This window comes from Cellulomonas sp. ATA003, from assembly GCF_031582905.1.
In the GTDB taxonomy this organism is placed as follows: domain Bacteria; phylum Actinomycetota; class Actinomycetes; order Actinomycetales; family Cellulomonadaceae; genus Pengzhenrongella.
In genome coordinates, this window is record NZ_CP133990.1 from 279,656 (window position 1) to 304,410 (window position 24,755).

The following is a 24,755-nucleotide window of genomic DNA, read 5'->3' on the forward strand; positions in this document are numbered from 1 at the left end:
GCGTCGTGGCAGCGGGGTGTGTCGTGGGCCACGTGCGCCGGGGCAGGGTACGCCCATCCGGGGCCGGTGCAAAGCCGCGTTGCGCTGGACGGTGGACAGCGCGTGGGCAGTCGGATAGGCTAGCGCTTTGCGTTGGCCTGTGCCCGCGACCCCGTATAACCCGAGCCGGATCGACACCGCACATGCGGTGTGGACGGGCTCGCGGCCGGGGGTCGCGAACCGCCGGGCGGCGCAGCGTGCACACGATCCGCAGGAAGGACCCCTCTTGGCTGCCTCGCGCACCCCTTCTGCTCCGTCCGCCGACGCTATCGCAAATCGCACCGCGTCTCGCCGTATCTCCTTCGCCCAGATCCACGAGCCGCTCGAGGTCCCTGACCTCCTCGGCCTGCAGACTGAGAACTTCGACTGGCTGCTCGGCAACGAGAAGTGGCAGGCCCGCGTGGCCGCCGCCGTCGAGGCGGGCCGGACCGACGTGCCCGAGACCGCCGGCCTGGAGGAGATCTTCGAGGAGATCTCCCCGATCGAGGACTTCGGCGGCACCATGTCGCTGTCCTTCCGGGAGCACCGCTTCGAGCCGCCGAAGTACACGGCCGAGGAGTGCAAGGAGAAGGACTTCACCTACGCCGCGCCGCTGTTCGTCACGGCCGAGTTCGTCAACTACACGACCGGTGAGATCAAGAGCCAGACGGTCTTCATGGGCGACTTCCCGCTCATGACCGAGCGCGGCACGTTCATCATCAACGGCACCGAGCGCGTCGTCGTCTCCCAGCTCGTCCGGTCCCCGGGCGTGTACTTCGAGCGGGTCGCCGACAAGACGTCCGACAAGGACATCTTCACCTCCAAGATCATCCCGAGCCGCGGTGCCTGGCTCGAGTTCGAGATCGACAAGCGTGACGCCGTCGGTGTCCGCGTCGACCGCAAGCGCAAGCAGTCCGTCACGGTGCTGCTCAAGGCCCTCGGTCTGACCGAGTCGCAGATCCGCGAGGAGTTCGCGGCGTTCCCGGCCGTGCTCGACACGCTCGAGAAGGACCACGTCAACACAGAGGACGAGGCCCTGCTCGACCTCTACCGCAAGATCCGCCCGGGTGAGCCGCCCACGGTCGAGGCCGGTCGCGCGCTGCTCGAGAACTTCTACTTCAACCCCAAGCGCTACGACCTCGCCAAGGTCGGCCGCTACAAGGTGAACAAGAAGCTCGGCATCGACGCCCCGCTCGGCGAGAGCGTGCTGTCCGTCTCCGACATCGTGGCGACCATCAAGTACATGGCCGCGCTGCACGCCGACGTCGCGACCATCCCCGGCAACCGGAACGGCGAGGCCGTCGAGGTGCGCGTCGAGACCGACGACATCGACCACTTCGGCAACCGCCGCATCCGCGCGGTCGGCGAGCTCATCCAGAACCAGGTCCGCACCGGCCTGTCGCGGATGGAGCGTGTCGTCCGCGAGCGCATGACGACTCAGGACGTCGAGGCGATCACCCCGCAGACCCTGATCAACATCCGCCCCGTGGTGGCGTCGATCAAGGAGTTCTTCGGCACGTCGCAGCTGTCGCAGTTCATGGACCAGAACAACCCGCTCGCGGGCCTGACGCACAAGCGTCGCCTGTCCGCGCTCGGCCCGGGTGGTCTGTCCCGCGACCGCGCCGGCATGGAGGTCCGCGACGTCCACCCCTCGCACTACGGCCGCATGTGCCCGATCGAGACGCCTGAGGGCCCGAACATCGGTCTCATCGGCTCGCTCGCGACGTACGGGCGGATCAACCCGTTCGGCTTCGTCGAGACGCCGTACCGCAAGGTGGAGCACGGCGTCGTCACCGAGGAGGTCCACTACCTCACGGCCGACGACGAGGACCGCTACGTCATCGCGCAGGCCAACGCGGCGCTCGACGAGACGGGCCGCTTCGCCGAGGACCGCGTCCTCGTGCGGACCAAGGGTGGCGAGGTCGACCTCATCCTCGGCACGGACGTCGACTACATGGACGTCTCGCCGCGCCAGATGGTGTCGGTCGCGACGGCCCTCATCCCGTTCCTCGAGCACGACGACGCGAACCGCGCGCTCATGGGCGCGAACATGCAGCGCCAGGCGGTGCCGCTGGTCCGCTCGGAGGCCCCGCTCGTCGGGACCGGCATGGAGCGCCGCGCGGCGGTCGACGCCGGCGACGTCATCGTGGCGAGCAAGGCCGGCGTCGTGACCGAGGTCTCGGCCGACCTCATCGTGGTGTCGGCGGACGACGGCACGACGCAGACCTACCGCGTCGCGAAGTTCCGCCGCTCCAACCAGGGCACCTCGTACAACCAGCGTGTGCTGGTCGACGAGGGCGCTCGGGTCGAGCCCGGCTCCGTGCTCGCGGACGGTCCGGCGACGGACGAGGGCGAGCTCGCGCTCGGCCGCAACCTGCTCGTCGCGTTCATGTCGTGGGAGGGCCACAACTACGAGGACGCGATCATCCTCAGCCAGCGCCTCGTGCAGGACGACGTCCTGTCCTCGATCCACATCGAGGAGCACGAGGTCGACGCTCGTGACACCAAGCTCGGGCCGGAGGAGATCACGCGGGACATCCCGAACGTCTCCGAGGAGGTCCTCGCGGACCTCGACGAGCGCGGGATCATCCGCATCGGCGCCGAGGTCGCGGCCGGCGACATCCTCGTCGGGAAGGTCACGCCCAAGGGCGAGACCGAGCTGACCCCCGAGGAGCGCCTGCTCCGGGCGATCTTCGGCGAGAAGGCCCGAGAGGTCCGCGACACGTCGCTCAAGGTCCCGCACGGCGAGTCCGGCACGGTCATCGAGGTCCGCACGTTCAACCGTGAGGACGGCGACGAGCTGCCCGCCGGCGTGAACGAGCTCGTCCGGGTGTACATCGCCCAGCGCCGCAAGATCACCGACGGCGACAAGCTCGCCGGCCGCCACGGCAACAAGGGCGTCATCTCCAAGATCCTCCCGGTCGAGGACATGCCCTTCCTGCCCGACGGCACCGCCGTCGACGTCGTGCTCAACCCGCTCGGCGTCCCGGGGCGCATGAACGTCGGCCAGGTGCTCGAGACGCACCTCGGCTGGGTCGCGAAGCAGGGCTGGGACATCGAGCTGGCCGAGGGTGCGACCTGGACCCAGGACGTCCCGTCGGCCGCGGTCCGCAGCGAGCCGGGCAACCCGGTCGCGACGCCCGTGTTCGACGGCGTGCCCGAGGACGTCCTCACCGGTCTGCTCGACGCGACCCACCCGAACCGGGACGGGGACCGCATGGTCGACGGCACCGGCAAGGCCCGGCTGTTCGACGGCCGCTCCGGGGAGCCGTTCCCGGACCCGGTCGCGGTGGGCTACATGTACATCCTCAAGCTCCACCACCTGGTCGACGACAAGATCCACGCCCGCTCGACCGGCCCGTACTCGATGATCACGCAGCAGCCGCTGGGTGGTAAGGCGCAGTTCGGTGGCCAGCGGTTCGGCGAGATGGAGGTGTGGGCCCTCGAGGCGTACGGCGCCGCCTACACGCTGCAGGAGCTCCTCACCATCAAGTCCGACGACGTCCCCGGGCGCGTCAAGGTGTACGAGGCCATCGTCAAGGGCGAGAACATCCCCGACTCGGGAATCCCGGAGTCGTTCAAGGTGCTTCTCAAGGAGATGCAGTCGCTGTGCCTGAACGTAGAGGTGCTGTCCTCCGACGGCGTCTCCATCGACATGAAGGAGAGCGACGACGAGGTCTACCGCGCTGCCGAGGAGCTCGGCATCGACCTGTCGCGCCGGCCCAACGCCAGCAGCATCGAAGAGATCTGACGTCGCCCCGCCCGGCCCTTCCGCAACGGATGGGCCGGGCGGGGACCGACCACCTGAATGAGATCCATCGTGGCCGGGAGCGACACCGCCCCCGGCCAAGCGAAGAGAGTAGGACCCCCTTGCTCGACGTCAACGTCTTCGATGAGCTGCGTATCGGACTCGCCACGGCTGAGGACATCCGCGCCTGGTCGCACGGCGAGGTCAAGAAGCCCGAGACCATCAACTACCGCACCCTGAAGCCGGAGAAGGACGGACTCTTCTGCGAGAAGATCTTCGGCCCCACCCGGGACTGGGAGTGCTACTGCGGCAAGTACAAGCGCGTGCGCTTCAAGGGCATCATCTGCGAGCGCTGCGGCGTCGAGGTGACGCGCTCCAAGGTGCGCCGTGAGCGGATGGGCCACATCGAGCTCGCCGCGCCCGTCACCCACATCTGGTTCTTCAAGGGCGTGCCCTCGCGCCTGGGCTACCTGCTGGACCTCGCGCCGAAGGACCTCGAGAAGGTCATCTACTTCGCCGCTTACATGATCACGTCGGTCGACGAGGCCGGCCGCGCCGAGGACCTGCCGAACCTCCAGAACGAGATCGACCTGGAGAAGAAGGAGATCTCGGACCGTCGCGACAACGAGATCAACACCCGCGCCCAGAAGCTCGAGGCCGACATCGCCGAGCTCGAGGCCGAGGGGGCGAAGTCGGACGCCCGCCGCAAGGTGCGCGACTCCGCCGAGCGCGAGATGGCGCAGATCCGCAAGCGTGCGGACGCCGAGCTCGAGCGCCTGGACACGGTCTGGGACCGGTTCAAGAACCTCAAGGTCGCCGACCTCGAGGGCGACGAGATGCTCTACCGCCAGCTCACCGACCGGTACGGCAACTACTTCGAGGGCTCGATGGGCGCCGCGGCGATCCAGAAGCGCCTGCAGGCGTTCGACCTCGAGGCGGAGTCCGACTCGCTGCGCGACACCATCAAGAACGGCAAGGGCCAGCGCAAGACCCGTGCCCTCAAGCGCCTCAAGGTCGTCAACGCGTTCCTCACCACGAGCAACTCGCCCGAGGGCATGGTCCTCGACGCCGTCCCGGTGATCCCGCCGGACCTGCGTCCGATGGTCCAGCTCGACGGTGGCCGTTTCGCCACCTCGGACCTCAACGATCTGTACCGCCGCGTCATCAACCGCAACAACCGGCTCAAGCGCCTGCTCGACCTCGGTGCGCCCGAGATCATCGTGAACAACGAGAAGCGCATGCTCCAGGAGGCCGTCGACGCGCTGTTCGACAACGGTCGCCGCGGGCGTCCGGTCACCGGTCCGGGCAACCGGCCGCTGAAGTCGATCTCCGACATGCTCAAGGGCAAGCAGGGGCGGTTCCGCCAGAACCTCCTCGGCAAGCGCGTGGACTACTCGGGCCGTTCGGTCATCGTCGTCGGCCCGCAGCTCAAGCTGCACCAGTGCGGGCTGCCGAAGCAGATGGCGCTCGAGCTCTTCAAGCCGTTCGTCATGAAGCGGCTCGTCGACCTCAACCACGCGCAGAACATCAAGTCCGCCAAGCGCATGGTCGAGCGCGCGCGTCCGGTGGTCTGGGACGTCCTCGAAGAGGTCATCACCGAGCACCCCGTGCTGCTCAACCGCGCGCCCACGCTGCACCGCCTGGGCATCCAGGCCTTCGAGCCGCAGCTCGTCGAGGGCAAGGCGATCCACCTGCACCCGCTCGTGTGCGCCGCGTTCAACGCGGACTTCGACGGTGACCAGATGGCCGTCCACCTGCCCCTGAGCGCGGAGGCGCAGGCCGAGGCCCGCATCCTCATGCTCTCGAGCAACAACATCCTCAAGCCGTCGGACGGTCGTCCGGTGACCATGCCCTCGCAGGACATGATCATCGGCCTGTACCACCTGACGTCGGACCGCCCGGACGACGAGGCCAAGGGCTCCGGGCGCCACTTCAGCTCGGTCGCCGAGGCGATCATGGCGTTCGACGCGGGTGACCTCGACCTCAACGCGGTCGTGCAGATCCGCATGGAGGACCTCGTCGCGCCGGTCGGCGAGACGCTCCCGGAGGGCTGGAGCGAGGGCGACCCGATCGTCTTCACGACGACCCTGGGCCGGGCCCTGTTCAACGAGCTGCTGCCGGTCGACTACCCGTACGAGAACGGCGTCGTCGACAAGAAGCGGCTGTCGGTCATCGTCAACGACCTCGCCGAGCGGTACCCGAAGGTGGAGGTCGCGGCGAGCCTCGACGCGCTGAAGGAGGCCGGCTTCCGCTGGGCCACCCGCTCGGGCGTCACGATCGCCATCTCGGACGTCGCCACGCCGACGGCCAAGGCGGGCATCCTCGAGGAGCACGAGGCCCGGGCGGCGAAGATCCAGGGCCAGTACGAGAAGGGTCTGATCACCGACGACGAGCGCCGTCAGGAGCTCATCGAGATCTGGACCCAGGCCACCGACAAGGTCGCCGAGGCCATGCGGGAGAACTTCCCGGCCCGCAACACCGTGTACCGGATGGTCGGCTCGGGTGCGCGTGGTAACTGGATGCAGGTCCGTCAGATCGCCGGTATGCGCGGCCTCGTGGCGAACCCGAAGGGCGAGATCATCCCGCGCCCCATCAAGTCCAACTACCGCGAGGGCCTGTCGGTCCTGGAGTACTTCATCGCCTCGCACGGTGCCCGCAAGGGGCTGGCGGACACCGCTCTGCGGACCGCCGACTCCGGGTACCTCACGCGGCGCCTGGTGGACGTCTCCCAGGACGTCATCATCCGCGAGGAGGACTGCGGCACCGAGCGCGGCCTGGTCATGCCGGTCGGCGTGGCGGGCCCCGACGGGACGCTGCGTCGTCACGACAAGGTCGAGACGAGCGTCTACTCGCGCACCCTGGCCACGGGGGTCGAGGTCGACGGCCGCACGATGGGCACGTCGGGGGAGGACGTCGGCGACGTGCTCATCGACGCCCTGCTCGAGGCCGGCGTCACCGAGCTCAAGATCCGCTCCGTGCTCACCTGCGAGTCCCGGGTCGGCACGTGCGCGAAGTGCTACGGCCGCTCGCTGGCCACCGGCAAGCTCGTGGACATCGGCGAGGCCGTCGGCATCATCGCGGCCCAGTCGATCGGTGAGCCCGGCACCCAGCTGACGATGCGGACGTTCCACACCGGTGGTGTGGCCTCGGCCGACGACATCACCCAGGGTCTGCCCCGTATCCAGGAGCTGTTCGAGGCCCGTACCCCCAAGGGTGAGGGCCCGATCGCCGAGTTCACCGGCCGGGTCACGATCGACGAGTCCGAGCGGACCCGCCGCATCGTGCTCACCCCGGACGACGGCTCGGAGGAGATCGCCTACCCGATCACCAAGCGGTCGCGCCTGCTCGTCACCGACGGGCAGCACGTCGAGGTCGGCACCCAGCTCGTCCAGGGCGCCGTCGACCCCAAGAAGGTGCTGCGCATCCTCGGCCCGCGGGCGACGCAGAAGCACCTCGTGGACGAGGTCCACCAGGTGTACCGCTCGCAGGGTGTGGACATCCACGACAAGCACATCGAGGTCATCGTGCGGCAGATGCTGCGGCGCGTGACCGTGCTCGACTCGGGTGACACGGACCTGCTGCCGGGCGAGCTGGCCGAGCGCGGCCGGTTCGAGGACGCCAACCGTCGGGCGGTCGCCGAGGGCGGCCAGCCGGCGTCCGGGCGTCCGGAGCTCATGGGGATCACGAAGGCCTCGCTCGCCACCGACTCGTGGCTCTCGGCCGCCTCCTTCCAGGAGACGACCCGGGTGCTCACCGAGGCGGCCATGAGCGGGCGCAGCGACCCGCTGCTCGGGCTCAAGGAGAACGTCATCCTCGGAAAGCTCATCCCCGCGGGGACGGGCCTGGCCCGGTACCGGAACGTCACGGTCGAGCCGACCGAGGCGGCCAAGGCCGAGCTGTACCCGAGCTTCGGCTACGACGAGATCGACTTCCCCGCCCTGGGCCTCGGCTCGGGCGAGGCGATCCCGCTCGAGGACCTGGACTTCGGCGACTTCCGCTGATCCGGACCCTCACCGGCTCCACCACGGCCGGAGCCCTCGGCGCCCACGCGGCGCCGGGGGCTCCGGCCGTGTCAGCCTGGTCACATGCCTTTGACCCGCCCATGCGGGCCAGGTAATGTGGTCCACCGTGCCCGCGCCGTCGGGCCCTGCGTGCATGCTCCCGCACGCGATCGCCTCGCCGGCGACGCGGAGGGAACGGGTGGACCAGTCCACCGCACGCGCACACACCACCTGCTCACCGTGGGTGATCGATGTGCCGGAGTGGGGCGACACGCCCGGCTGCGGGGGTCGGAGCGGGACTCAAGGCCTCCGGGCCGAGGCCGGGGCGCAGCCCCCGGATCGGTCCAACGGACCGGACAGCCGGTCGATCAGAGATCCACACTTCGCAACAGACACGGAGACGTAGTGCCTACGATCCAGCAGCTGGTCCGCAAGGGCCGCTCGCCCAAGGTGACCAAGTCCAAGACCCCCGCGCTCAAGGGCTCCCCGCAGCGCCGCGGTGTGTGCACCCGCGTCTACACGACCACCCCGAAGAAGCCGAACTCGGCCCTCCGCAAGGTCGCGCGCGTCCGCCTCTCGAGCCAGGTCGAGGTCACCGCCTACATCCCCGGTGTCGGCCACAACCTCCAGGAGCACTCCATCGTGCTCGTGCGCGGCGGTCGTGTGAAGGACCTGCCGGGTGTCCGCTACAAGATCGTGCGCGGCGCGCTCGACACCCAGGGTGTCAAGAACCGCAAGCAGGCTCGCAGCCGTTACGGCGCGAAGAAGGGCAGCAACTGATGCCTCGTAAGGGTCCGGCCCCGAAGCGGCCGCTCATCGTCGACCCGGTCTACGGGTCCCCGGTCGTCACGCAGCTCATCAACAAGGTGCTGCTGGACGGCAAGAAGTCCGTCGCCGAAGCGATCGTCTACGGCGCGCTCGAGGGCGTCCGCGAGAAGACCAGCGGCGACCCCGTCGTCGTGCTCAAGCGCGCGCTCGAGAACGTCCGTCCCGCGCTCGAGGTCCGCTCGCGCCGCGTCGGTGGCGCCACCTACCAGGTGCCCGTCGAGGTCCGCCCCGTGCGGTCCACGACCCTCGCGCTGCGCTGGCTCACCGACTACTCCCGCGCCCGTCGCGAGAAGACGATGACCGAGCGCCTCATGAACGAGATCCTCGACGCGAGCAACGGCCTCGGGGCCGCGGTCAAGCGTCGCGAGGACATGCACAAGATGGCCGAGTCGAACAAGGCCTTCGCGCACTACCGCTGGTAGCCCCAGCTCGCGCCGGGGAGGACCCGGCGAGACCCGCTGGGCCGAGCCCAGCTGCGCCGGGTCCCTCGGCGCGAACCAACTGCTCAGAAGGGCGACAACGTGGCACTCGACGTGCTGACGGACCTCAACAAGGTCCGCAACATCGGCATCATGGCGCACATCGATGCCGGCAAGACCACCACCACCGAGCGGATCCTGTTCTACACCGGGGTCAACTACAAGATCGGTGAGACGCACGACGGTGCGTCGACGATGGACTGGATGGAGCAGGAGCAGGAGCGCGGCATCACGATCACGTCCGCCGCGACGACCTGCTACTGGAAGGACAACCAGATCAACATCATCGACACCCCGGGCCACGTGGACTTCACGGTCGAGGTCGAGCGCTCCCTGCGCGTGCTCGACGGCGCCGTCGCGGTCTTCGACGGCAAGGAGGGTGTCGAGCCGCAGTCCGAGACGGTGTGGCGGCAGGCGGACAAGTACAACGTCCCGCGCATCTGCTTCGTCAACAAGATGGACAAGCTGGGCGCCGACTTCTACTTCACGGTCAAGACGATCGTCGACCGCCTGAAGGCGAAGCCGCTGCCGATCCAGCTCCCGATCGGGGCCGAGAACGACTTCATCGGCGTCGTCGACCTCATCGAGATGCGTGCCCTCGTGTGGCGTGGCGAGACCGCGCTGGGCGAGAAGTACGAGGTCGAGGAGATCCCGGCCGACATGCTCGAGCAGGCGAACGAGTACCGCGCCGCGATCGTCGAGGCCGTCGCCGACACGAGCGAGGAGCTGCTCGAGAAGTACCTCGGCGGCGAGGAGATCACGATCCCGGAGATCAAGAAGGGCATCCGTGCCCTCGTGCTCTCCGGCGACGCGTTCCCGATCCTGTGCGGCTCGGCGTTCAAGAACAAGGGCGTCCAGCCCATGCTCGACGCCGTCATCGACTACCTGCCGTCCCCGCTGGACGTGCCGGCCGTCGAGGGGCACGCGATCGGCGACGAGGAGACCATCCTGCGCCGCGAGCCGAAGTCGACGGAGCCCTTCGCGGCCCTCGCGTTCAAGGTCGCGTCGCACCCGTTCTTCGGCAAGCTGACGTACGTCCGGGTGTACTCCGGCCACGTGGCCTCCGGCGCGCAGGTCTACAACGCGACGAAGGACAAGAAGGAGCGCATCGGGAAGCTCTTCCAGATGCACTCCAACAAGGAGAACCCGGTCGAGGACGCCACGGCCGGCCACATCTACGCCTTCATCGGTCTCAAGGACGTCACCACCGGTGACACGCTCTGCGACCCGGCGAACAAGATCGTGCTCGAGTCGATGAGCTTCCCGGAGCCCGTCATCACCGTCGCGATCGAGCCGAAGACGAAGGGTGACCAGGAGAAGCTCTCCCTGGCCATCCAGAAGCTCGCCGAGGAGGACCCGACGTTCCGGGTGTCCCTCAACGAGGACACCGGTCAGACCGAGATCGCCGGCATGGGCGAGCTCCACCTGGACATCCTCGTGGACCGCATGCGTCGCGAGTTCAAGGTCGAGGCGAACGTCGGCAAGCCGCAGGTCGCCTACCGCGAGACCATCCGCCGTGCGGTCGAGAAGATCGACTACACGCACAAGAAGCAGACCGGTGGCTCGGGCCAGTACGCGAAGGTCCAGATGACCTTCGAGCCCCTGGACCCGTCCGAGGGCGAGCTGTACCAGTTCGACAACAAGGTCACCGGTGGTCGCGTCCCGCGCGAGTACATCCCGTCGGTCGACGCCGGTATCCAGGGCGCCATGCAGCTCGGTGTCCTGGCGGGCTACCCGCTCGTGGGCGTCAAGGCGACGCTGCTCGACGGTGCCGCGCACGACGTCGACTCCTCGGAGATGGCGTTCAAGATCGCCGGCTCGATGATCCTCAAGGAGGCGGTCCGCAAGGCGGATCCCGTCCTGCTGGAGCCGGTCATGGCCGTCGAGGTGCGCACGCCCGAGGAGTACATGGGCGACGTCATCGGCGACCTCAACTCCCGTCGCGGCATGATCCTCTCGATGGAGGACGCGACCGGCGTCAAGGTCATCACCGCGCAGGTCCCCCTGTCGGAGATGTTCGGGTACGTCGGCGACCTGCGGTCCAAGACCCAGGGTCGGGCCGTGTACTCGATGGCCTTCGACAGCTACGCCGAGGTTCCTCGGAACGTTGCCGAGGAGATCATCAAGAAGACCCGGGGCGAGTAGGCCCCATCGGTCGACCGGCCGCCCCGAGCGGCCGGTCGACCGGAGCGGGCCGAGCGCCCGTGCAGATGCCACCATGGCGCCTGCACCGTATGAGCAGATCACTACCTTGAGTCCGAGGAGGACACAGTGGGCAAGGCCAAGTTCGAGCGGACCAAGCCGCACGTCAACATCGGGACCATCGGTCACGTCGACCACGGCAAGACGACGCTGACCGCTGCCATCTCGAAGGTGCTGCACGACAAGTTCCCGGAGCTCAACCCCTTCACGCCGTTCGACGAGATCGACAAGGCGCCCGAGGAGAAGCAGCGCGGTATCACCATCAACATCGCGCACGTCGAGTACCAGACGGAGAAGCGCCACTACGCGCACGTCGACGCCCCCGGGCACGCCGACTACATCAAGAACATGATCACGGGTGCCGCCCAGATGGACGGCGCGATCCTCGTGGTCGCCGCGACCGACGGCCCGATGGCCCAGACGCGTGAGCACGTCCTGCTCGCCCGTCAGGTCGGGGTCCCGTACCTGCTGGTCGCGCTGAACAAGTCCGACATGGTCGACGACGAGGAGATCCTCGAGCTCGTCGAGATGGAGGTCCGTGAGCTGCTCAGCTCGCAGGGCTTCGACGGCGACGACGCGCCGGTCGTGCGCGTCTCCGGCCTCAAGGCGCTCGAGGGCGACCCGACCTGGGTCAAGTCCGTCGAGGACCTCATGGACGCCGTCGACGAGAACGTCCCGGACCCCGTCCGCGAGATCGACAAGCCGTTCCTCATGCCCATCGAGGACGTCTTCACGATCACCGGTCGTGGCACGGTCGTCACCGGTCGCGTCGAGCGCGGCGCGCTCAAGGTGAACGAGGAGGTGGAGATCGTCGGCATCAAGGAGAAGGCGATCAAGACCACGGTCACCGGCGTCGAGATGTTCCGCAAGCTGCTCGACTACGCCGAGGCCGGCGAGAACGTCGGTCTGCTGCTGCGTGGCACGAAGCGCGAGGACGTCGAGCGCGGCCAGGTCGTCGTGAAGCCGGGTTCGATCACCCCGCACACCGACTTCGAGGCCCAGGTCTACATCCTGGCCAAGGACGAGGGTGGGCGTCACAACCCGTTCTACGCGAACTACCGTCCGCAGTTCTACTTCCGCACCACCGACGTCACCGGCGTCATCACGCTGCCCGAGGGCACCGAGATGGTCATGCCCGGCGACAACACCGAGATGACGGTCGCGCTGATCCAGCCGATCGCCATGGAGGAGGGCCTCGGCTTCGCCATCCGTGAGGGTGGCCGGACCGTCGGCTCGGGCCGGGTCACCAAGATCATCAAGTGATCCACCGGAAGGGCCCGGGTGCTCGCACCCGGGCCCTTCCGCATGTCCCCGACCGACCGCCTCGTCGGTGGGTCGGGGGAGTGTCGTCGCTCACGCCCGCCCGAGGGGGTTGGCCAGGGCGGCGATCGTCTGGCAGACTAGCCAGGTTGCCCGGGGTCGATCGTGCGTGCGCGTAGCGCGCATGCGCAGACATCCAGGCACATCAACGTTGGAGCTCAGGTCGGCGGGGAACGTACCTGCGGCGGGGCTCAGACAGCATCCAACGGCCCCGCACCTCGAACAGGTGCGCAGCGCGACGGCGTGGCGCAAAATGCGACACGCCCGAGTGCGTGGGCCGGACAGCTAGCGGTTCGAGAGAGAGTCAGACGACGCCATGGCGGGACAGAAGATCCGCATCCGGCTCAAGTCCTACGACCACGAGGTCATCGACAGCTCGGCGCGCAAGATCGTCGACACGGTGACGCGCGCTGGTGCGACGGTCGTGGGTCCGGTGCCGCTCCCGACGGAGAAGAACGTCTTCGTCGTCATCCGGTCGCCCCACAAGTACAAGGACAGCCGCGAGCACTTCGAGATGCGCACGCACAAGCGGCTCATCGACATCATCGATCCCACGCCGAAGGCGGTCGACTCGCTCATGCGTCTCGACCTGCCGGCCGACGTGAACATCGAGATCAAGCTCTGAAGCTGGGAAGGAACTGATCATCATGACCACCCAGCAGAACGCGCGCGCCGTCACGGCCGTGCTCGGCACCAAGCTCGGCATGACGCAGGTGTGGGACGACAACGGTCGTCTCGTGCCCGTCACCGTCGTGCAGGTCGGCACGAACGTCGTCACGCAGGTGCGCACCGCTGACACGGACGGGTACTCCGCGGTCCAGCTGGCCTACGGCCAGATCGACCCGCGCAAGGTGACCCAGCCGCTCAAGGGCCACTTCGAGAAGGCCGGGGTCACCCCCGCCGGCACGTGGCCGAGATCCGTACCTCCGACGCGGCCGAGTACACGCTCGGCCAGGAGATCACCGCCGCGGCCTTCGAGGCCGGGACGACGGTCGACGTCACGGGCACCACCAAGGGCAAGGGCACTGCCGGTGTCATGAAGCGTCACGGCTTCTCCGGCGTCGGCGCCTCCCACGGTGCGCACCGCAACCACCGCAAGGCCGGCTCGATCGGTGGGGCCTCGACCCCGTCGCGCGTGTTCAAGGGCATGCGGATGGCCGGTCGCATGGGCCACGACCGTCAGACCACTCAGAACCTGACCGTCCACGCGGTCGACGCCGAGAAGGGTCTGCTGCTCGTCAAGGGCGCCCTCCCGGGCCCCAAGGGCGGCGTCGTCCTCGTGCGCAACGCAGTGAAGGGGCATGAGCGACGTGGCTGACACCGGACTCACCCTGACCGTCGACGTCCTGGACCCGAGCGGCACGAAGGCGGGCACGACCGACCTGCCCGCCGAGGTCTTCGACGTCCAGACGAACGTCCCGCTCATCCACCAGGTCGTCGTGGCGCAGCTCGCCGCGGCGCGCCAGGGCACCCACGACACGAAGAACCGTGGCGAGGTGCGCGGTGGTGGGCGCAAGCCGTACAAGCAGAAGGGCACCGGCCGCGCCCGCCAGGGCTCGACGCGTGCGCCGCAGTTCGCCGGCGGTGGCACGGTCCACGGCCCGACGCCGCGTGACTACAGCCAGCGGACCCCGAAGAAGATGAAGGCCGCGGCGCTCCGCGGTGCTCTCTCGGACCGCGCCCGCGCCGGTCGCGTGCACGTCGTCACGGGCTTCGCCCCGGGTGCCGCGCCGTCGACCAAGTCGGCTCTCTCGATCCTCGACACCCTCTCCGGACGCAAGCACGTCCTGGTCGTCGTCGAGCGCTCGGACGAGATCACCTGGAAGTCGCTGCGCAACGTCGAGCGGGTCCACCTGCTCGTCGCCGACCAGCTCAACACGTACGACGTGCTCGTCTCCGACGACGTCGTCTTCACCCAGGGCGCGCTCGACGCGTTCCTGGCCGGCCCGACGCAGGGTCGCTCGGTCACCGCCACGGCGACCGAGTCGGAAGAGGCTGCACTGACCCAGGAGGGCACGAAGTGACCGCCGTCACGAAGGACCCGCGCGACATCCTGATCGCACCGGTCGTCTCGGAGAAGAGCTACGGGCTGCTCGACGAGGGCAAGTACACGTTCATCGTGGACCCCCGCGCGAACAAGACCGAGATCAAGATCGCGATCGAGCAGGTCTTCGCGGTCAAGGTCGAGTCGGTGAACACGATCAACCGCAAGGGCAAGACGCGGCGGACGAAGTTCGGGCTCGGCAAGCGCAAGGACACGAAGCGCGCGATCGTCACCCTCCGCGAGGGCACGATCGACATCTTCGGCGGACCGGTCGGCTGAGGCCGACCGCCACGAGCTACAGATTAGGGACAGATCCCCATGGGAATCCGTAAGTACAAGCCGACGACGCCGGGGCGCCGCGGCGCGTCCGTCGCCGACTTCGTCGAGATCACGCGCTCCACGCCGGAGAAGTCGCTGGTTCGCCCGCTGCACAAGACGGGTGGTCGCAACTCGACCGGCCGCGTGACCATGCGTCACCAGGGTGGCGGACACAAGCGTGCCTACCGCGTCATCGACTTCCGTCGTCACGACAAGGACGGCGTGCCGGCCAAGGTCGCGCACGTCGAGTACGACCCCAACCGCACGGCGCGCATCGCGCTGCTGCACTACGCGCGGACGGCGAGAAGCGCTACATCGTGGCGCCGAACAAGCTCCGCCAGGGCGACGTCGTGGAGAACGGCGCCGGCGCCGACATCAAGCCCGGCAACAACCTGCCGCTGCGCAACATCCCGACCGGTACGGTCATCCACGCCATCGAGCTCCGGCCCGGTGGCGGCGCGAAGATCGCCCGCTCGGCCGGTGCGTCGGTGCAGCTGGTCGCCAAGGACGGGCCGTACGCGCAGCTGCGCATGCCGTCCGGCGAGATCCGCAACGTCGACCTGCGCTGCCGCGCCACGGTCGGCGAGGTCGGCAACGCCGAGCAGTCGAACATCAACTGGGGCAAGGCCGGCCGCATGCGCTGGAAGGGCAAGCGCCCCTCCGTCCGCGGTGTCGCCATGAACCCGATCGACCACCCGCACGGTGGTGGAGAGGGCAAGACGTCCGGTGGGCGTCACCCCGTGAGCCCGTGGGGTCAGCCCGAGGGTCGTACCCGCCGTCCGAACAAGCCGAGCGACAAGCTCATCGTGCGCCGTCGGCGCACCGGCAAGAACAAGCGCTGATAGGGAGCCGACAGATGCCACGCAGCCTGAAGAAGGGCCCGTTCGTCGACGGTCACCTCCAGAAGAAGGTCGACCTGCAGAACGAGAAGGGGACCAAGAGCGTCATCAAGACGTGGTCCCGCCGGTCGCTCATCACGCCGGACTTCCTCGGCCACACGTTCGCGGTCCACGACGGCCGCAAGCACACGCCCGTCTTCGTGACCGAGTCGATGGTCGGGCACAAGCTGGGCGAGTTCGCCCCCACGCGCACGTTCCGCGGCCATGAGAAGGACGACCGCAAGGGCCGTCGCCGCTGATGACGATTCAAGAAGGCAGGACAGCAATGGAAGCCAAGGCGCAGGCGCGGTTCGTCCGCGTCACGCCCCAGAAGGCCCGGCGCGTCGTGGACCTCATCCGTGGCAAGCAGGCCGAGCAGGCCGTGGCGACGCTGAAGTTCGCGCCGCAGGCCGCGGGGGAGACCGTGCTCAAGGTTGTCGAGAGCGCGATCGCCAACGCCCGGGTCAAGGCGGACCGTGCCGGCGAGGCGTTCGACGCCGCGTCGCTCGTGGTCCGTGAGGCGTACGTCGACGAGGGTCCGACCCTCAAGCGGTTCCGCCCGCGTGCACAGGGACGGGCGAGCCAGATCCTCAAGCGGACCAGCCACATCACCGTGGTCGTGGCCCCCGTCGAGAAGAAGGAGAGGGCCCGATAGTGGGACAGAAGGTCAACCCGCACGGGTACCGCCTCGGCATCACCACCGACCACCGGTCGCGGTGGTTCGCCGACAGCACCAAGCCCGGCCAGCGGTACCGCGACTACGTCCGCGAGGACGTGCAGATCCGCAAGCTCATGTCGACGGGCCTCGAGCGCGCCGGCATCTCCAAGGTCGAGATCGAGCGCACCCGTGACCGTGTGCGCGTCGACATCCACACCGCCCGCCCGGGGATCGTCATCGGGCGTCGTGGCGCGGAGGCCGACCGCATCCGCGGCGAGCTCGAGAAGCTCACCGGCAAGCAGGTGCAGCTGAACATCCTCGAGGTGAAGAACGCCGAGATCGATGCGCAGCTCGTGGCCCAGGGCATCGCCGAGCAGCTCGCGAGCCGTGTCTCGTTCCGTCGTGCGATGCGCAAGGGCATGCAGTCCGCGCAGCGCGCCGGCGCCAAGGGCATCCGCGTGCAGTGCGCCGGCCGCCTCGGTGGTGCCGAGATGAGCCGGAGCGAGTTCTACCGCGAGGGTCGGGTTCCGCTGCACACGCTGCGCGCGAACATCGACTACGGCTTCTACGAGGCCCGGACCACCTTCGGCCGCATCGGCGTCAAGGTCTGGATCTACAAGGGCGACATGACGGAGAAGGAGTTCGCCCAGCAGCAGGCGACCCAGGCTCCGCGTGCGCCGCGCGGCCCGCGTGCGGACCGTCCGGCTCGCGCCGGCGCCCCGCGTCGGACCGAGCGGACCGACGCGCCGGCCGCCCCCGCCGAGGCCGCTGCGGCCCCGGCCGAGGCGCCCACTTCTGGAACGGAGGCCTGAGCCATGCTGATCCCGCGCAGGCTGAAGCACCGCAAGCAGCACCACCCGGGGCGCTCCGGCGCCGCGACCGGTGGCACCGTGATCTCGTTCGGTGAGTACGGCATCCAGGCTCTCGAGCCGGCCTACGTCACCAACCGCCAGATCGAGGCTGCTCGTATCGCCATGACCCGCCACATCAAGCGTGGTGGCAAGGTCTGGATCAACATCTACCCGGACCGCCCGCTCACCAAGAAGCCGGCGGAGACCCGCATGGGTTCGGGTAAGGGTTCGCCCGAGTGGTGGATCGCCAACGTCAAGCCCGGCCGAGTGATGTTCGAGCTCGCCGGTGTCCCGGAGCCGCTGGCTCGCGAGGCCATGCGCCGCGCCCAGCACAAGCTCCCGATGAAGACCCGTTTCGTGGTCCGCGAGGGTGGTGGCAACTGATGGCTATCGGAACCAAGGAGCTCGCCCCCGACGAGCTGGACGGCTTCGACGACGAGCGACTCGTCGCCGAGCTGAAGAAGGCCAAGGAGGAGCTGTTCAACCTGCGCTTCCAGTCGGCCACCGGTCAGCTCGAGAGCCACGGGCGGCTCAAGGCCGTGCGCCGCGACATCGCGCGGATCTACACGATCCTGCGTGAGCGCGAGCTCGGCATCCGTACTGCCCCGAGCGCGAGCGAGTGAGGTCGACCATGAGCGAAACCCAGGAGGGCGCCGTGACCGCGGCCCCCGAGAGCGCTGAGCGCCGTCCCGACCGCAAGACGCGGCGTGGCTACGTGGTCAGCGACAAGATGCAGAAGACCGTCGTGGTGGAGGTCGAGGACCGGGTCAAGCACCCGCTCTACGGCAAGGTCATCCGGCGCACGAGCAAGGTCAAGGCGCACGACGAGGCCAACGCGGCCGGGATCGGCGACCTCGTCCTCATCATGGAGACGCGACCGCTCTCCGCCACCAAGCGGTGGCGCGTGGTCGAGGTCCTCGAGAAGGCCAAGTAGGCCAGCAGTACTCAGTTGCCCCCGGGGAATGCGGTGGTGGGACCACGGGTTCCACCACCGGCCCCGGGTGCATGACGGCAGCTATCCGTTCGGCCAGGCTCAGATCCCCCAGCAGGGCTCGAGAACCGGCAGACGACAGGAGTAGGTACATGATCCAGCAGGAGTCGCGACTTCGGGTCGCCGACAACACGGGTGCCAAGGAGATCCTCTGCATCCGTGTTCTCGGTGGTTCGGGACGTCGCTACGCCGGAATCGGTGACGTCATCGTCGCCACCGTCAAGGACGCGATCCCCGGCGGCAACGTCAAGAAGGGCGACGTCGTCAAGGCGGTCATCGTCCGTACCCGCAAGGAGCGTCGGCGTCCCGACGGCTCGTACATCAAGTTCGACGAGAACGCCGCCGTGATCCTCAAGAACGACGGCGACCCCCGTGGGACCCGCATCTTCGGCCCGGTGGGCCGTGAGCTTCGCGACAAGAAGTTCATGCGGATCATCTCGCTGGCTCCGGAGGTGCTCTGACCATGGCGAAGATCAAGAAGGGCGACCTCGTGGTCGTCATCTCTGGCCGCGACAAGGGCAAGGAAGGCCGTGTCCTGGAGGTCCTCGTCGAGACGCAGCGCGTCGTCGTCGAAGGCGTCCAGCGGGTCACCAAGCACGTCAAGGCCGGCCAGACCCAGCGCGGCACGCGGACCGGTGGCATCGAGACCGTCGAGGCCCCGATCCACATCAGCAACGTGATGGTCGTCGACCCGGAGACCAAGAAGGGCACCCGGGTCGGGTACCGCACCGAGGAAGTCGAGCGTGACGGTCGGACGAAGACCGTGCGGGTCCGCGTGGCCAAGCGCTCCGGGAAGGACATCTGATGACCACCGAGAGCACGGTCACCACCGGCGGGGACACCGCGCGCGACCAGTTCGCGCGCCCCGTGCCCCGCCTCAAGGCCCGGTACGCCGACGCGATCGCCCCGGAGCTCCTCACCGAGTTCGGCCACGTCAACGTCAACCAGGTGGCGCGACTGACCAAGGTCGTCGTCAACATGGGTGTCGGCGAGGCCGCCAAGGACTCCAAGCTCATCGACGGTGCGATCCGGGACCTCACCGCGATCACCGGCCAGAAGCCGCAGGTCACCAAGGCCCGCAAGTCGATCGCCCAGTTCAAGTTGCGCGAGGGCATGCCGATCGGCGCCCACGTGACGCTGCGCGGCGACCGGATGTGGGAGTTCCTGGACCGCCTGCTGTCCACGGCCCTGCCGCGCATCCGTGACTTCCGCGGCCTGTCGCCCAAGCAGTTCGACGGCCACGGCAACTACACGTTCGGCCTCACGGAGCAGTCGATGTTCCACGAGATCGACCAGGACAAGATCGACCGCGTGCGTGGGATGGACATCACCGTCGTCACCACCGCGACCACCGACGCAGAGGGCCGCTCGCTGCTGAAGCGTCTCGGCTTCCCCTTCAAGGAGGACTGACATGGCGAAGACCGCCCTGATCCAGAAGGCCGCCAAGACGCCGAAGTTCAAGGTGCGCGCCTACACCCGGTGCCAGCGGTGCGGACGTCCGCACTCCGTGTACCGCAAGTTCGGGCTCTGCCGGATCTGCGTGCGCCAGATGGCGCACGCCGGCGAGCTCCCCGGCGTCACCAAGAGCAGCTGGTAACAACTACGCCGCTGGTCCGGGCCAACCGCATCGCGGTCCCGGATACCCCGGCGAGGAAGGGCTAAGCCCACATGACCATGACCGACCCGATCGCAGACATGCTGACGCGTCTGCGGAACGCGAACTCGGCGCACCACGACACGGTGACCATGCCGTTCTCGAAGCTGAAGTCGCACATCGCGGAGATCCTCCAGGCCGAGGGCTACATCGCCGGCTGGAAGGTCGAGGACGCCCCGGTGGGGCAGTACCTCACCATCGAGCTCAAGTACGGCCCCAACCGCGAGCGCTCGCTCGCCGGTGTGCGCCGCGTGTCCAAGCCGGGCCTGCGCGTGTACGCCAAGTCGACCAACCTGCCCAAGGTGCTCGGCGGCCTCGGCGTGGCGATCCTGTCCACGTCCTCCGGCCTCCTCACCGATAAGCAGGCCGCCAAGAAGGGCGTGGGTGGGGAAGTCCTCGCCTACGTCTGGTAAGTCCGAGACGGAAAGGAGCTAGCCATGTCTCGTATCGGCAGAGTCCCCGTCCCGGTCCCCACCGGCGTGGACGTCACGATCGACGGACGCGTGGTGACGGTCAACGGCCCCAAGGGCGCCCTGACCCACACCGTGGCGTCCCCTATCCAGGTCGTCCAGGAGGACGGTGCCCTCGTGGTGTCCCGTCCGGACGACGAGCGCGAGTCGCGCTCGCTGCATGGCCTGACCCGCACGCTGCTCGCCAACCTGATCACCGGCGTCACCGAGGGCTACACCAAGCGCCTCGAGATCGTTGGCACCGGGTACCGCGTCACCGCCAGGGGCGACACGCTCGAGTTCGCGCTCGGCTTCAGCCACCCGGTGAACGTCGCGCCGCCCGCCGGCATCACGTTCGCCGTCGAGGCCCCGACCCGCTTCTCGGTCAGCGGCATCGACAAGCAGCAGGTCGGCGAGGTCGCAGCCAACATCCGCAAGATCCGCAAGCCCGAGCCGTACAAGGGCAAGGGTGTGCGTTACGCCGGCGAGGTCGTCCGGCGCAAGGTCGGAAAGGCTGGGAAGTAAGCGATGGCTCTCAAGATCATGGGCAAGGGCAAGGCGATCAGCCGCGCCCGTCGTCACCTGCGTGTCCGCAAGAAGGTCAGCGGCACGGCCGTCCGTCCTCGCCTCGTCGTCACCCGGTCCACCCGGCACATGACGGCCCAGGTCGTCGACGACACGGTCGGGCGGACCGTCGCGTCCGCCTCGACGCTCGAGGCCGACCTGCGCGCCCTCGGCGCGGACAAGACCGCCAAGGCGCGTCGCGTCGGTGAGCTCGTCGCCGAGCGTGCCAAGGCTGCCGGCGTCGACGCGGTCGTGTTCGACCGCGGCGGCAACAAGTACCACGGCCGGGTGGCAGCAGTCGCCGACGGGGCCCGCGAAGGCGGACTGGCCCTGTGACGACCACCACCTCCGTACGGAAGAAGAGGATTCACTGATGGCTGCTCCTCAGCGCAGCAACACCGGCGCGCCCGCGGGCGGCGCCGGCGGCGGCGGCGACCGTCGTGACGGCGGACGCCGTGACGGCGGACGCCGGGACGCTCCCGAGAAGAGCCAGTTCCTCGAGCGCGTCGTGACGATCAACCGCGTGTCCAAGGTCGTCAAGGGCGGACGCCGCTTCAGCTTCACCGCGCTCGTCGTGGTGGGTGACGGCGACGGCACCGTCGGCGTGGGCTACGGCAAGGCCAAGGAGGTGCCCGCGGCGATCGCCAAGGGTGTCGAGGAGGCCAAGAAGAACTTCTTCCGGGTCCCCCGCATCCAGGGCACCATCCCGCACCCCATCCAGGGTGAGGCCGCGGCCGGCGTCGTGTTCCTGCGTCCCGCGTCCCCCGGTACCGGTGTCATCGCCGGTGGTCCGGTGCGTGCGGTGCTCGAGTGCGCCGGCGTGCACGACATCCTCAGCAAGTCCCTCGGCTCCACCAACGCCATCAACATCGTGCACGCCACGGTGGCGGCGCTGCAGGGGCTCGAGGAGCCGGAGGCCGTCGCGGCGCGCCGTGGTCTGTCGCTCGAGCACGTCGCTCCGGCGCCGCTGCTGCGGGCCCGGGCAGCCGGGACCGCCGCGAAGGTGGGTGCGTGATGGCCCGCCTCAAGGTGACCCAGACCAAGTCCGCCATCGGCGGCAAGCAGAACCAGCGCGACACGCTGCGGACCCTCGGGCTGAAGCGCATCGGTGACGTCGTCGTCAAGGAGGACCGTCCGGAGATCCGGGGCATGGTCCAGACGGTGATCCACCTCGTCGCGGTCGAGGAGGTCGAGTGATGAGCGAGAACACCCAGGAGACGCCGGCCAAGGCCGGCAAGACCACCGCCGGCGCGGGCGGCACCCTCAAGGTGCACCACCTGCGTCCGGCCCCGGGTGCCAAGACCGCCAAGACCCGCGTGGGTCGTGGTGAGGCGTCCAAGGGCAAGACGGCCGGTCGCGGGACCAAGGGCACCAGTGCCCGGTACCAGGTCCCGGCCGGCTTCGAGGGTGGCCAGATGCCGCTGCACATGCGTCTGCCCAAGCTCCGCGGGTTCAAGAACCCGTTCCGCACCGAGTACCAGGTCGTCAACCTGGACAAGCTGGCGGAGCTGTACCCGGCCGGTGGCCAGGTCACGGTCGCCGATCTCGTCGCCAAGGGGGCGGTCCGCAAGGGTCAGCCGGTCAAGGTGCTCGGGACCGGCGAGATCACCGTGGCCCTCACGGTCGCGGTGGACGCCTTCTCGGCGTCCGCCAAGGAGAAGATCGTCGCTGCCGGCGGGTCCGTCGAGCAGGACTGACCACGCCAGGACGGGGTCGGAGGGGCACTCGTCCCTCCGACCCCGTTTTCGCATCCGGGCGATGATCCGTGAGGATGGCCCCTGCGTCCGCCCCGGACGCACGCACAGATGGACCGGCGCCGCCGGGACACGAGACACACACCGCCGCCAGGCGGAGCAGGAGGATCGGTGCTCAGCGCATTCGTGCGGGCGTTCAGGACGCCCGACCTGCGGCGCAAGCTGCTCTTCACGATCGCCATCATGGCGGTCTTCCGGCTCGGGTCGTTCCTCCCGACACCCGGGGTCTCCTACCCGAACGTGCAGACGTGCATCGACGAGAGCGCGGGCGGCAACGACCTGCTCGGGCTGGTCAACCTGTTCAGCGGCGGGGCGCTCCTGCAGCTGTCGGTGTTCGCGCTGGGGATCATGCCGTACATCACGGCGAGCATCATCGTGCAGCTGCTGCGTGTGGTCATCCCGCGGTTCGAGGCGCTGCACAAGGAAGGTCAGTCCGGCACCGCGAAGCTCACGCAGTACACGCGGTACCTGACCATCGGCCTCGCCATCCTGCAGTCGACGACCGTCATCACGGTCGCCCGCAACGGCGGGCTGTTCCCCGGGTGCACCGTGGACGTCATCCCGGACTCCGGCATCGCCACGACGCTCCTCATGGTCCTGACCATGACGGCCGGCACGGGCCTGATCATGTGGCTCGGTGAGCTCATCTCCGAGCGCGGCATCGGCAACGGCATGTCGCTGCTCATCTTCACGTCGATCGCCGCGAGCTTCCCCACCGCGCTGTGGTCCATCGCCGGTGGCGACGGCGGCATCGCGAAGTTCCTCATCGTCCTCGCCGTGATCGTCGTGGTGATCGCCCTCGTCGTCTTCGTCGAGCAGTCGCAGCGCCGCATCCCCGTGCAGTACGCCAAGCGCATGGTCGGACGCCGCATGTACGGCGGCTCGAGCACCTACATCCCGATCAAGATCAACATGGCCGGGGTCATCCCGATCATCTTCGCGTCGTCGCTGCTCGCCGTCCCGGGCCTGCTCGCGCAGTTCGGCGACCAGACCGCCGGCTGGGTCCAGTGGGTCGCCGTCCACCTGGTCCCCGCGGACGCGCCGCTGCACCTGGCGATCTACGTCGTCCTGATCATCTTCTTCTGCTACTTCTACACGGCGATCACGTTCAACCCGGACGAGGTCGCGGACAACATGAAGAAGTACGGCGGGTTCATCCCCGGCATCCGGGCCGGTCGACCGACCGCGGAGTACCTGTCCTACGTGATCTCGCGGATCACGGCCGCGGGCTCGGTGTACCTCGCGCTCGTGGCGCTGGTCATGACCATCGTCTTCATCCTGCTCGACGTCACCCAGGCCATCCCGCTCGGCGGCGCGTCGATCCTCATCGTCGTCGGCGTCGGCCTCGAGACCGTCAAGCAGATCGAGTCCCAGCTGCAGCAGCGGCACTACGAAGGGTTCCTCCGATGAGCGCGCGACTGATCATCATGGGTCCGCAGGGCTCCGGGAAGGGCACCCAGGCGGCCCGGCTCGCCGAGCGCCTCGGCGTCCCCGCGATCTCCACCGGCGACATCTTCCGGGCCAACGTCAAGGGCGGGACCGAGCTCGGCAACCAGGCGAAGGCGATCATGGACGCCGGCGACCTGGTCCCGGACTCCCTCACCAACGCGATGGTCCGCGACCGGCTCGCCGAGGCCGACACCGCCGAGGGGTTCATCCTCGACGGGTACCCGCGCAACGCGGCCCAGGTCGAGGCGCTCGACGCCGTCCTGGCGGAGCGCGGCGTAACCCTGGACGCCGTCGTCGAGCTGTCCGCCGACCGGGACGAGCTCCTCGCCCGGCTGGCCCGGCGCGCCGTCGTCGAGGGCCGTGCGGACGACACCGAGGAGGCCATCTCGCGGCGCCTCGCGATCTACGCCGAGCAGACCGCGCCGCTCACCGACGCCTATGCCGAGCGCGGGCTGCTCGTCGCGGTCGACGGCATCGGGGACGTCGACGACGTGACCGAGCGGCTGATGGCCGCGCTCGCGTCCCGCGTCGGCTGACGCCCGGGACCCG

Annotated in this window: 27 protein-coding genes and 2 pseudogenes; all 29 read left to right on the forward strand. The window is 68.7% G+C overall.

Features of this window, described 5'->3' with window-relative positions; translation table 11 throughout:
* Positions 1-265 precede the first annotated feature (265 nt).
* The 29 genes and pseudogenes from rpoB to REH70_RS01570 all read left to right on the forward strand — a co-directional run bounded on the left by rpoB (position 266) and on the right by REH70_RS01570 (position 24,742).
* Positions 266-3,769 carry a DNA-directed RNA polymerase subunit beta gene (gene rpoB / locus REH70_RS01430; protein ID WP_310751291.1) on the forward strand — a complete coding sequence of 1,168 codons (3,504 nt, stop codon included), beginning with the start codon at positions 266-268 and terminating at the stop codon, positions 3,767-3,769.
* A 119-nt stretch (positions 3,770-3,888) separates the two neighbouring features.
* Positions 3,889-7,767 carry a DNA-directed RNA polymerase subunit beta' gene (locus REH70_RS01435; protein WP_310751293.1) on the forward strand — a complete coding sequence of 1,293 codons (3,879 nt, stop codon included), beginning with the start codon at positions 3,889-3,891 and terminating at the stop codon, positions 7,765-7,767.
* 405 nt (positions 7,768-8,172) lie between these two features.
* A complete protein-coding gene (gene rpsL, locus REH70_RS01440) occupies positions 8,173-8,547 on the forward strand; it encodes a 30S ribosomal protein S12 (RefSeq protein ID WP_310751296.1) in 375 nt (124 codons plus the stop codon).
* The gene (gene rpsG / locus REH70_RS01445) at positions 8,547-9,017 is read left to right on the forward strand and encodes a 30S ribosomal protein S7 (protein ID WP_310751300.1); all 471 of its coding nucleotides are present in this window, start codon (positions 8,547-8,549) and stop codon (positions 9,015-9,017) included. The genes rpsL and rpsG overlap by 1 nt, the downstream gene beginning before the upstream one ends.
* 99 nt (positions 9,018-9,116) lie before the next feature.
* Positions 9,117-11,219, forward strand: a complete 2,103-nt coding sequence (gene fusA / locus REH70_RS01450) for an elongation factor G (protein WP_310751303.1) — start codon at positions 9,117-9,119, stop codon at positions 11,217-11,219.
* 126 nt (positions 11,220-11,345) lie between these two features.
* On the forward strand, positions 11,346-12,539 hold the full coding sequence (gene tuf / locus REH70_RS01455; RefSeq protein ID WP_298456440.1) for an elongation factor Tu: 1,194 nt from the start codon (positions 11,346-11,348) through the stop codon (positions 12,537-12,539).
* A gap of 373 nt (positions 12,540-12,912) precedes the next feature.
* Positions 12,913-13,221: a 30S ribosomal protein S10 gene (rpsJ, locus tag REH70_RS01460; RefSeq protein ID WP_019146773.1), complete on the forward strand. Its 309-nt coding sequence runs from the start codon at positions 12,913-12,915 to the stop codon at positions 13,219-13,221.
* 22 nt (positions 13,222-13,243) lie between these two features.
* Positions 13,244-13,914, forward strand: a pseudogene (gene rplC / locus REH70_RS01465) (50S ribosomal protein L3).
* Positions 13,898-14,620, forward strand: a complete 723-nt coding sequence (rplD, locus tag REH70_RS01470; protein ID WP_310751326.1) for a 50S ribosomal protein L4 — start codon at positions 13,898-13,900, stop codon at positions 14,618-14,620. The pseudogene rplC and the gene rplD overlap by 17 nt, the downstream one beginning before the upstream one ends.
* Entirely contained in the window at positions 14,617-14,919 is a 303-nt protein-coding gene (gene rplW, locus REH70_RS01475; protein WP_310751329.1) for a 50S ribosomal protein L23, read from the forward strand. The genes rplD and rplW overlap by 4 nt, the downstream gene beginning before the upstream one ends.
* Before the next feature lie 39 nt (positions 14,920-14,958).
* A pseudogene (gene rplB, locus REH70_RS01480) lies at positions 14,959-15,800 on the forward strand (50S ribosomal protein L2).
* A gap of 14 nt (positions 15,801-15,814) precedes the next feature.
* Positions 15,815-16,096 carry a 30S ribosomal protein S19 gene (gene rpsS, locus REH70_RS01485; RefSeq protein WP_310751332.1) on the forward strand — a complete coding sequence of 94 codons (282 nt, stop codon included), beginning with the start codon at positions 15,815-15,817 and terminating at the stop codon, positions 16,094-16,096.
* 26 nt (positions 16,097-16,122) lie between these two features.
* Complete coding sequence (gene rplV, locus REH70_RS01490; protein WP_310751335.1) at positions 16,123-16,491, forward strand: 50S ribosomal protein L22; 369 nt, start codon at positions 16,123-16,125, stop codon at positions 16,489-16,491.
* Positions 16,491-17,306 (forward strand): 30S ribosomal protein S3, encoded by an 816-nt coding sequence (rpsC, locus tag REH70_RS01495; protein ID WP_310751338.1) that lies wholly within the window; start codon positions 16,491-16,493, stop codon positions 17,304-17,306. The genes rplV and rpsC overlap by 1 nt, the downstream gene beginning before the upstream one ends.
* Positions 17,307-17,309: 3 nt before the next feature.
* Positions 17,310-17,729, forward strand: coding sequence for a 50S ribosomal protein L16 (rplP, locus tag REH70_RS01500; RefSeq protein ID WP_310751340.1), 420 nt, complete (start codon positions 17,310-17,312; stop codon positions 17,727-17,729).
* The gene (gene rpmC / locus REH70_RS01505) at positions 17,729-17,968 is read left to right on the forward strand and encodes a 50S ribosomal protein L29 (protein WP_298456400.1); all 240 of its coding nucleotides are present in this window, start codon (positions 17,729-17,731) and stop codon (positions 17,966-17,968) included. Before rplP ends, rpmC begins: the two co-directional genes overlap by 1 nt.
* A gap of 8 nt (positions 17,969-17,976) precedes the next feature.
* The gene (gene rpsQ / locus REH70_RS01510; protein WP_310751345.1) at positions 17,977-18,279 is read left to right on the forward strand and encodes a 30S ribosomal protein S17; all 303 of its coding nucleotides are present in this window, start codon (positions 17,977-17,979) and stop codon (positions 18,277-18,279) included.
* Between the two features lie 149 nt (positions 18,280-18,428).
* Complete coding sequence (rplN, locus tag REH70_RS01515) at positions 18,429-18,797, forward strand: 50S ribosomal protein L14 (RefSeq protein ID WP_146899653.1); 369 nt, start codon at positions 18,429-18,431, stop codon at positions 18,795-18,797.
* Positions 18,798-18,799: 2 nt separating this feature from the next.
* Positions 18,800-19,141, forward strand: a complete 342-nt coding sequence (gene rplX, locus REH70_RS01520) for a 50S ribosomal protein L24 (RefSeq protein ID WP_310751352.1) — start codon at positions 18,800-18,802, stop codon at positions 19,139-19,141.
* Entirely contained in the window at positions 19,141-19,746 is a 606-nt protein-coding gene (gene rplE, locus REH70_RS01525) for a 50S ribosomal protein L5 (protein ID WP_310751355.1), read from the forward strand. The genes rplX and rplE overlap by 1 nt, the downstream gene beginning before the upstream one ends.
* Before the next feature lies 1 nt (position 19,747).
* Positions 19,748-19,933 (forward strand): type Z 30S ribosomal protein S14, encoded by a 186-nt coding sequence (locus tag REH70_RS01530; protein WP_298456386.1) that lies wholly within the window; start codon positions 19,748-19,750, stop codon positions 19,931-19,933.
* Positions 19,934-20,004: 71 nt separating this feature from the next.
* Positions 20,005-20,403, forward strand: coding sequence for a 30S ribosomal protein S8 (gene rpsH, locus REH70_RS01535; protein WP_298456384.1), 399 nt, complete (start codon positions 20,005-20,007; stop codon positions 20,401-20,403).
* Between the two features lie 24 nt (positions 20,404-20,427).
* Positions 20,428-20,964, forward strand: a complete 537-nt coding sequence (gene rplF, locus REH70_RS01540; protein ID WP_310751361.1) for a 50S ribosomal protein L6 — start codon at positions 20,428-20,430, stop codon at positions 20,962-20,964.
* Positions 20,965-20,967: 3 nt separating this feature from the next.
* Positions 20,968-21,339, forward strand: a complete 372-nt coding sequence (rplR, locus tag REH70_RS01545) for a 50S ribosomal protein L18 (protein WP_310751364.1) — start codon at positions 20,968-20,970, stop codon at positions 21,337-21,339.
* A 37-nt stretch (positions 21,340-21,376) separates the two neighbouring features.
* On the forward strand, positions 21,377-22,018 hold the full coding sequence (rpsE, locus tag REH70_RS01550; RefSeq protein WP_310751367.1) for a 30S ribosomal protein S5: 642 nt from the start codon (positions 21,377-21,379) through the stop codon (positions 22,016-22,018).
* A complete protein-coding gene (gene rpmD, locus REH70_RS01555) occupies positions 22,018-22,200 on the forward strand; it encodes a 50S ribosomal protein L30 (RefSeq protein WP_310751370.1) in 183 nt (60 codons plus the stop codon). Before rpsE ends, rpmD begins: the two co-directional genes overlap by 1 nt.
* Entirely contained in the window at positions 22,200-22,700 is a 501-nt protein-coding gene (rplO, locus tag REH70_RS01560; protein WP_310751373.1) for a 50S ribosomal protein L15, read from the forward strand. Before rpmD ends, rplO begins: the two co-directional genes overlap by 1 nt.
* Before the next feature lie 168 nt (positions 22,701-22,868).
* Positions 22,869-24,167: a preprotein translocase subunit SecY gene (secY, locus tag REH70_RS01565; RefSeq protein WP_310751376.1), complete on the forward strand. Its 1,299-nt coding sequence runs from the start codon at positions 22,869-22,871 to the stop codon at positions 24,165-24,167.
* Entirely contained in the window at positions 24,164-24,742 is a 579-nt protein-coding gene (locus REH70_RS01570) for an adenylate kinase (RefSeq protein WP_310751379.1), read from the forward strand. The genes secY and REH70_RS01570 overlap by 4 nt, the downstream gene beginning before the upstream one ends.
* Positions 24,743-24,755: the final 13 nt, after the last annotated feature.